The organism is Spirosoma luteum DSM 19990 (assembly GCF_000374065.1).
GTDB lineage: Bacteria > Bacteroidota > Bacteroidia > Cytophagales > Spirosomataceae > Spirosoma > Spirosoma luteum.
This window is the reverse complement of sequence record NZ_KB893312.1, coordinates 203,534-212,398: the sequence shown is the minus strand read 5'-3', so window position 1 is coordinate 212,398 and position 8,865 is coordinate 203,534. Positions and strand designations below refer to the sequence as shown.

Annotated in this window: 7 protein-coding genes and 1 pseudogene; 2 read left to right on the top strand and 6 right to left on the bottom strand. The window is 51.4% G+C overall.

Annotated features, from left to right (window positions below; translation table 11 throughout):
- The 6 genes and pseudogenes from B156_RS32710 to B156_RS0127855 form a co-directional block, all read right to left on the bottom strand.
- A pseudogene (locus B156_RS32710) lies at window positions 1–91 on the bottom strand (IS5 family transposase); the annotation flags it as partial.
- A gap of 363 nt (window positions 92–454) precedes the next feature.
- On the bottom strand, window positions 455–814 hold the full coding sequence (locus tag B156_RS31675; protein WP_157627212.1) for a hypothetical protein: 360 nt from the start codon (window positions 812–814) through the stop codon (window positions 455–457).
- A gap of 169 nt (window positions 815–983) precedes the next feature.
- Window positions 984–2,255: a replication-associated recombination protein A gene (locus B156_RS0127870; protein WP_018623100.1), complete on the bottom strand. Its 1,272-nt coding sequence runs from the start codon at window positions 2,253–2,255 to the stop codon at window positions 984–986.
- Window positions 2,256–2,437: 182 nt separating this feature from the next.
- The gene (locus tag B156_RS0127865) at window positions 2,438–3,037 is read right to left on the bottom strand and encodes an RNA polymerase sigma factor (protein WP_018623099.1); all 600 of its coding nucleotides are present in this window, start codon (window positions 3,035–3,037) and stop codon (window positions 2,438–2,440) included.
- 95 nt (window positions 3,038–3,132) lie between these two features.
- A complete protein-coding gene (gene ade, locus B156_RS0127860; RefSeq protein ID WP_018623098.1) occupies window positions 3,133–4,854 on the bottom strand; it encodes an adenine deaminase in 1,722 nt (573 codons plus the stop codon).
- 6 nt (window positions 4,855–4,860) lie between these two features.
- Window positions 4,861–6,006: an acyltransferase family protein gene (locus B156_RS0127855; protein ID WP_018623097.1), complete on the bottom strand. Its 1,146-nt coding sequence runs from the start codon at window positions 6,004–6,006 to the stop codon at window positions 4,861–4,863.
- A gap of 191 nt (window positions 6,007–6,197) precedes the next feature.
- Between B156_RS0127855 and B156_RS0127850 the strand changes: the two genes are divergently transcribed.
- Window positions 6,198–7,856, top strand: coding sequence for a UxaA family hydrolase (locus B156_RS0127850; RefSeq protein ID WP_018623096.1), 1,659 nt, complete (start codon window positions 6,198–6,200; stop codon window positions 7,854–7,856).
- 91 nt (window positions 7,857–7,947) lie between these two features.
- A complete protein-coding gene (locus tag B156_RS0127845) occupies window positions 7,948–8,721 on the top strand; it encodes an SDR family NAD(P)-dependent oxidoreductase (RefSeq protein WP_018623095.1) in 774 nt (257 codons plus the stop codon).
- The last annotated feature ends 144 nt before the right edge of the window (window positions 8,722–8,865 follow it).

Below are 8,865 nucleotides of genomic sequence, written 5' to 3'. Positions count from 1 at the left end.
GAAGGTCAACTTTTCGTTTGCGTTTGAGATTAAAAAAAGGCGAAATTGCGGCCCATTGAGGGTCGGTCAGTGGCTCCCACTGTTTGGTCATTACTTTGCATTTTGGTCGATACAAAGTTGACACGATTCTCAATCCTCTTCAATTCCCAAACACGTTCTAAAGAATTAAGCTGCGGCCGAAGGCGGTACGTATGACAATACGCTCAAACCCCGCCTGGAAATGAGTACGCTCGACATTACGGATATTGATAACGACCGGCACTTCAGTTCATTGGCAATTATACTTTAGGGAACGAATTTGGTTTAACATCCCAGTTATGGACGCATCAGCGCCCTCTTCAGCCAACAAGCTGCTTAGTATATCCGGTACTTGTTGCTGTATTTTTTTATAAGCTGTTTATAATGCTTAAAACATAGCGTTTCTAACTTCCTGTTGGTATCGGCTGAGAGGAAGTTACTGTTTTTTGCTTGGTTTACTGACAGTACGGCCGGTATATCCTTTATAATTCGGCACCCCGGCAGCCTGCTGATTGACACGTTTGCCCCCCGCCTTACTGTCAATCCTGTTACCCCTCGACTGGCTACCGGCGCTGCCAGAGCCTGACTGTGAACGAGTGGAACCGCTACCCATCTCAGATCCACCCTTCTGACCTGATGTAGCCGATTGACTACCCGGTCTTGAGGTAGGAACACCCTGGGCTGTTGATGTGGATTGCCTACCGGATGTACCTGCTGCGTTGCCACCTGCCTGTGCCAGTGCACTTACGGAAGCTACCCCTATTAGCAGCGCGACCGTTACTGTTGTTATTTTCATCCGTTGATTTTATTTACGATTTTCTTGCAATTCCTGGTTTAACCGACTGGTTCAGTAAAGCGACTGGTAGTGATTCCGAGAAATGAGGTAACGGATTAATTAACCTTTTTAAAGAGAGATTCGGTAAGCCAGGCTCCTTAAATCATAATAAACGGTTAGCAATCTATTATCAATAGCTGTACCAATCGCCCCACCACTTCTGCAAACTACGCCGAATTTCAGCCTCGCGGGCGTTATATCCGGGTTCATATAACTTGTGGCCTTTGAGGTCGTCGGGCAGGAAGTTTTGCTGGGCAAAATTACCTTCGTGGGCATGCGCGTACTGGTAGTCGGCTCCGTAGCCAATCTGCTTCATCAGTTTAGTAGGTGCATTCCGCAGGTGCAACGGCACGGGCAGGTGAGCCGTTTGTTCGGCCAGGGCCATTGCCGCGTTGATGGCCACATAACTTGCGTTGCTCTTGGGCGAAGTGGCCAGATACACGGCCACCTGCGACAGGATAATGCGGCCTTCGGGCATGCCAATGGCGCGGATAGCCTGCACCGCTTCCGAGGCCATAATCATGGCCGTTGGGTTCGCGTTACCAATATCTTCCGAAGCCATGATAAGCATCCGGCGGGCAATAAAAATTGGGTCTTCGCCCGCTACCATCATCCGGGCCATCCAGTACAAAGCCGCGTTGGGATCGGAGCCACGCAGGGATTTAATAAAGGCAGAAATAATGTCGTAGTGCTGCTCACCCGATTTATCGTATCGGGCAATATTCTGCTGTGCTATCGTGGTGACACCTTCATCAGTGATGACCAACGGGTCGGCCGATACATGGGCCGATGCAACCAGTTCCAGCAGATTGAGCAGTTTACGTCCGTCCCCACCCGACAGTCGGAGGAGGGCATCGTAGGACTGCACCGTAATATTTTTCGCCTGCAAAAATGTATCCTGCGCAATAGCCCGGTCCACGAGTTGAATCAACTCATCGCGGTCGAGCGATTCGAGAATATAGACCTGACTACGGGACAGCAGCGCGCTGTTTACTTCGAAGGAAGGATTTTCGGTTGTAGCACCAATCAGCGTAATCTGCCCCCTCTCTACTGCGCCCAGCAAGGCATCCTGCTGGCTTTTGTTGAATCGATGAATTTCATCAATGAATACCACGGGCGGAAACATTCCCGATGGGCGACTCAGTACATCCCTAATTTCCTTGACGCCTGAATTGATGGCACTCAGCGCTACGAAGGGCCGTTTGACAGCCTCGGCCAGCAGGAGGGCCAGTGTCGTTTTGCCTACACCCGGCGGTCCCCACAAAATCATGGACGGTAACCGCCCGGCATCTACCGCCCGGCGTAACGCTCCTGATGGGCCAATTAGTTTTCGCTGGCCGATTACGTCATCGAGGGTGCGGGGGCGCACCCGTTCCGGTAAAGGTGTTGTGTCCGTATTCATCCAGCGAAATTAGTTATTGCTGGTTATTGGTGGTCATTAATTGTCAGTACATAGTCGTTCTACAAGCACAACGAATGACGGTCTGATGATGGTCTGGGCTACCAAGACCACAAAATGGGCGTAAAAAAACCCGGTAACTGACTTGCAGCTACCGGGTTTTTATCGTTTAGGAATAGTCAGTATCAGAGCGAAACGTTCTCAAGCGTCACGTAACGCTTCAGGTTACTCATCGCCCCAAAAATAAGGTTATACACCGATTGAATGTTAATCTGCATCAGCGTGGAAATTTCTTCATTACTCATGTTCTGGAAATACCGCAGGTGTACGGCTTCGCGCTGACGACGGGGAAGTTTTTCGAGTGCCTGATGCAGGCAATCATTCATGAATGAATCTTCTTCGTACGAAATCAGCAGATTTTCGTGGGAGGGGTCGGCACCGGGTAACGTATCACCAATACGCCGTCCGTTTACTATTTCATCCTGGCTAACCAGTTTCTGTTCAGCGGTAAGATGCCGAACCAGTTTCCGTTTGATGGAAGCCATCAGATAAAACCGCACTGATGTGGTTGGGCCAATGGTGGTGCGATGTTTCCAGAGTTCCACGAACAGGTCGTGAATGCAATCTTTAATCAACGCACGGTCGGTAGCAAAATGGACGCAATAGTGGTAGAGACTTTGAACATAATTTTGATACAATCGGGCAAACGCGTTTTCATCGCCACCACGAAACAAATTCCAGAGAGTTTCGTCGTCGGGGCCGGTTTGATTACGAGTGCGAGCCATGTTAGAGAGATAAAAGGTTAGGAATAGCCTTAGAGTCTGTAAACTTACCGATAAAAAATAGAATTAAAAGCGGCAGGTATTATTTTTTTTTCTAGTTACCCATTTTCTGTTTCCAACGACACAAAAGAGAAGCTTAATCCATTAAACAGACCCTTATCGCTAAGTTTTAGATTCGGAATGACAAGAAGTGCCATAAATGACAACGTCATAAAGGGAGCAGCCAGCGTACTACCTAGCTCCTGCTTCACAAAGTTGTCGAGTCGCCGATAATCATCCGCCACGGCATAGCCATCCCGGTCTGTCATCAGCCCCGCCACGGGTAACGCGACCAGATATGTTTCCGGTGTAGTAGCTAGATGCAAAAACGCGCGTCGGCTCATTACCTCTTTTTCATCCTGTTCAGATTCCCCTCCGGTCACGGCCGATAGTCCCCCTCCAGCGTCGATAATCAGATTGACCGCCCGACAGATGCTCTCATCATCGCAGCCAACGGCCGTAATGTTGTGTGAATCGTGCCCGACCGACGACGCAATTGCTCCGTGTTTCAGGCCGAAATTTTTAATAAAAGCCACTGCCGGGGGCGTATCCTGATACCGGTTGACCACTACTAGCTTTAGTACGTCCTGGTCAACATCTGCCACCAGTTCATTTCCCACCCGTTTCGGTGCCAGATGCAGTTCATTGGTAATCAACTGCCCATCGAGGGCTCCGATAACCCGAATCAACCCGGCAGAATTGGTAGTCGGTCCTTCTGCCGTATACACGCTAAAATCGGCAGGCTCCTTCAGCGAACAGTCAAATTTATTGACATGCTCACTCCGCAAATCGGAAATTCCGGATTGCCCGTCCTCGGCCACAACTTCGCCATTGATGACCGTTTGCTGCACCCGAAAATCCTGTAGATTGTTCACAATAATATAATCGGCCGGGTCCCCTTCGCGGAGCAGGCCAACCGGCAACCGATAATGCAACACCGGGTTCAGACAGGCTGCCCGAAGCACATGCCAGAGGGAGTTACCCTTTTCCAGTGCCCGGACCACCAGTTGATTGATGTGCCCTTCGGCCAGCGTGTCCGGGTGCTTATCATCCGAACAGAACATGATTTGTTCCGGAAACTGAGCCAGCAACGGGATGAGTGCGTCAAAATTACGAGCCGCGCTCCCCTCCCGAATCAGAATGTTCATCCCCCGCTGTGCCTTGTCCAGTCCTTCTTCGTAGGTAAAACATTCGTGGTCTGTACTGATACCGGCATCCATGTAATGTTGGGCGTCATCGCCGGTCAGGCCGGGTGCATGGCCATCGATGGGTTTATTAAACGCCTGCGCCAGCGCTATTTTGGCCATCACGTCGGAATCCTGATGCAATACCCCCGGAAAGTTCATCATTTCGGCCAGATAGCCAATCTCTTTCTGAGCCAGCAGTTGCCTGATATCCTGTACCCCAATGGTGGCCCCCGCCATTTCGAACGGAGTGGCAGGCACGCAGGACGGGGCACCAAACATAAACTTGAAGGGAACCCGCCGGGCTTCGTCGAGCATGTACTGAACCCCGGCCACACCCAGCACGTTACCAATCTCGTGCGGGTCGGACACCGTAGCTACGGTACCATGAACGACTGCCAGCCGGGCAAACTGCGGGGGCGTGAGCAACGAGCTTTCAACATGTACATGGGCATCCACAAAACCCGGCAGTGCATAAGGCTCCCCCACCCGTTCGGGACCAAGGCGGTGAATCTGGTCAATACGGCCGCCAGTGACGGTTATAGTGCCGTAAAAAATTGTCTGGTCGAACAGATTTAGAATGTTGGCAGTAATCATAGACAATTAGATTCGTATAAATAGTTTTCGACGGTACATCCACCAGAGAATCAGGTAGAAAACAGCCAGCGTAGCCAGCCCAATAAGTAATGGTTCGAACGGGGTACCCAACCATAGAAACGGTCCATGCCCCAGATGGGTATAAAAGGAGGTGATAATGAACTGGTCAATCAGATGCACCAGGCAATAAATGGCAATGGAATTCATACCTACAACGACTAACGGAAAGGCCCATTTTCGATACCCGGCCATGTCAATAATACTATAGAAAAAAGCCAGCAGCCAGAAACACCAGCCACCACTAAACAATACCCAGGCCGGTGTCCAGATTCGCTTCACAATAGGGCAAATACCGGTTACGTGAAGCAGCACACCACTGGCCAAACCAATGGCACCCGCCAGCAGAAAGTAGTTCAGAACGTCCCGGTTGGCCATCCCGGAGCGTAGCCACCGCCCCGCCTGCAACCCCAGCAGCATGGTGCCAAGGGTTGGAATAAAACTAAGCGTGGCATATCCTCCGCCATTGAACAAAAAGAAGTTGTTGCGCGGAAACAGGTTCAGAAACCAGGTATCGAACGCCCAGGCCAAATTACTGTTTTTGTTAAAATGCGCCATCAAGCCCGTATAGTGCTCGGGCCAATCAGCGGTAACGCCTACGGCACTGTAATCAAAGCCGTCGATTACCGGATACAGCACAAACGCCAGCCAGTAACCAACTAAAATGGCACCCAGTGCAATCCAGACGGTTCGGTTTTTGGCGGTACCGAGTAGGAATAGGAAGGTATAGCCCAGGCCAATTTGGGTGAGGGTGTCCTCAAACGTAAAATTTGTTTGACTGGTGTGGGTCGAGCGCAGGAAAATACCGAGCAAAATCAAAATCAGCGACCGCCGGATGGCGTGTCCCAGTTGCACACCGAACGATTGCCCCTGCGTTACACGGCTGGCGACGGAGTACGGCAAAGCCACCCCGACCAAAAACGAAAACGACGGTTGAATTAGGTCGTGCAGCGAGCACCCCGCCCACGCTACGTGGCTTTGGTGATGCGTAAGAAACGCCCAGAAGCCGCTGTCAGGATAAGCTTCCTGCAACGTATAGAATTTCAGTATCTCGGCTGCCATCAGCACCATTACAAAGCCCCGGTAGGCATCCATCGACATCAGTCGGCCGGACAGTAAACTGGATTGGGAGACAGGCTGGCTTGGGGGCATCGGAAATAGACATGAATTGAACCCTAAAACTTGCCAATGGTGTTCACATTCGCAACAGAGGCCGATAAAGTTTTTGCCGATAGTGGTATATTTCGACCTGATGCGACTCTATACTAAAAAAAACAACCTGTCCAATGACTGCCCGCGTTTTGAAAGTTCACCCCGGCGATAATGTTATCGTAGCACTCCGTAACCTGTCGGCGGGCGAACATATTGATTTTGAGGACGACTCGTACGAACTACCCTACGCCGTTGAGGCCAAGCATAAATTTGTGACCGAAGACCGGCAGCCCGGCGATCCTATTACCATGTACGGGGTACTGGTTGGAAAAGCAACCCGTCCTATCAAAAGAGGAGAGCCTATCACGACTTTTAACCTTAAGCACGATGCCGACCCCTACGGCCTCGATAAAAAGCAAGCCTATTCCTGGCAGCCACCTACCGTTTCGGATTGGGAAAGCCGCACGTTTATGGGCTATCACCGGGCCGATGGCCATGTAGGTACGCGTAATTACTGGCTCGTGGTGCCGCTGGTTTTTTGCGAAAACCGGAACGTGCTCATTCTGAAGGATGCCTTTGAACGGGAGCTGGGCTATGCCCAACCCGAAACCTACCGCCAACAGGTACACCAACTGCTGAGTCTCTACAAAGCGGGCGAAATGGATGTCGTCAAGAAGATGCAACCTTTTGTTGACCCAACGCAGCAACATCAGCAAACGGTCAAACGCCCGTTCAAAAACGTGGATGGCATCAAGTTTCTGACTCACGAAATGGGTTGTGGCGGCACCCGGCAGGATTCGGGCTATCTGTGCTCCCTACTGGCGGGATTCATCAACAACCCGAACGTGGCCGGTGCTACGGTGCTGAGCCTGGGTTGCCAGCATTTGCAGACGGACATGATTGCCGCCGAAATAAAACGGCAAAACCCGAAGTTCGACAAACCGTTGTTGTTGTTCGAGCAGCAGGCCGGTACGGAATACGCCCTCATGGCGCAGGCGACCAAAGAGACCTTTCTCGGACTCACCGAAATCAATAAAATAGAACGAAAGCCTGCCCCCCTCAGCGCCCTCACCGTAGGACTGAAATGTGGTGGCTCCGACGGTTTTTCGGGCATCTCGGCCAATCCCGTTCTGGGACATTTGTCGGACACACTGGTAGCCTTGGGCGGCAAAACCATCCTGGCCGAATTTCCGGAACTCAACGGCGTGGAGCAGGAACTCATCAACCGTACCAACGATACAGACAAAGCGCAGAAGTTTATCACACTGATGCGTACTTACTCGGCTCAGGCCGAAGCCGCCGGGTCGGGCTTCGACATGAATCCCTCGCCGGGAAACATAAAAGACGGATTGATTACGGATGCCATAAAATCGGCGGGGGCCGCAAAGAAGGGCGGTAACGCCCCGGTGGCCGACGTGCTGGACTACGCTGAACCCGCTACTGCACCCGGCTTGAATTTGTTATGTACCCCCGGAAACGATGTGGAAGCTACTACGGGCATGGCCGGTTCGGGTACCAACGTTATTTTGTTCACAACGGGGCTAGGCACACCCACCGGCAACCCAATTTGTCCAGTAGTGAAAGTGTCGACGAACACGATTCTGAAGAACCGGATGCCCGATGTTATTGATTTCGATAGCGGCCCCATCATCGACGGGGAACAGAGTATACCCCAAAACGCAGATGCTTTACTGGAATACATCATCCGATTAGCCTCCGGCGAGACAATAACCCAGGCCGAACGGCTGGGGCAGGACGATTTCATCCCCTGGAAACGGGGCGTTTCACTTTAAAAATGGCGAAAGAGTGAAAGAACGAATGAGTGAGTAAACTAAAGGAACGTTTCCACTCTTTCACTCTTTCACTCTTTCACTCTTTCACTTTATGTTTTCACTCAACAACAAAACCGCCCTTGTTACGGGGGGAGCCAGTGGTATTGGCCTGGCTATTGCCAAAACGTTCGCTCAGGCAGGCGCATCCGTTCATATCCTCGACTTGAATCAGGAGCAGGCCGAAGCAGCCGCTAACCAGATTCGGGAGTCGGGGGGGCAGGCTACGAGTTACGCGCTCGACGTATCGAATCAGCCGCAGGTTATCGAGGTGATTAATCAGATTGCCGGTCAGGGGCCGATTCATATTCTGGTTAACAATGCGGGCGTGTCGCACATCGGCACGGCAGAAACAACGACCGAAGCCGATTTCGACCGGATTTACCGCATCAACATCAAAGGCGTTTACAACTGCCTGCACGCCACCATTCCACACCTGAAGGCCAACGGCGGGGGTGTATTGCTTAACATGGCCTCCATAGCGGCCACGCTTGGCATTGCCGACCGCTTCGCCTATTCAATGAGCAAAGGGGCCGTGATGACCATGACCTTATCAGTGGCGAAAGACTATTTGAAAGACAACATCCGCTGCAACTGCATTTCGCCCGCACGGGTGCATACACCTTTTGTGGATGGGTATCTGGCGAAAACCTACCCCGGTCAGGAAGCCGAAATGTTTGAGAAACTCTCAAAAACGCAACCTATTGGGCGTATGGCCGAACCGGAAGAAGTGGGTGCGCTGGCTCTATACCTCTGCTCCGACGAAGCCGGATTCATCACCGGTTGCGACTACCCGCTCGACGGCGGCTTTACCCGATTGAATAGCTGAAAAAAGAATCGTTGTCACCATATAAGACGGCTTATGAAAACCAGTAATTGAGCTTTCCATTTTATTTTTTGTCATTCCGACGACAGCAGCACGGACTACTCCGCTGTCGTCGGAATGACAAAAAACGCGTCTAAATTTATCGAA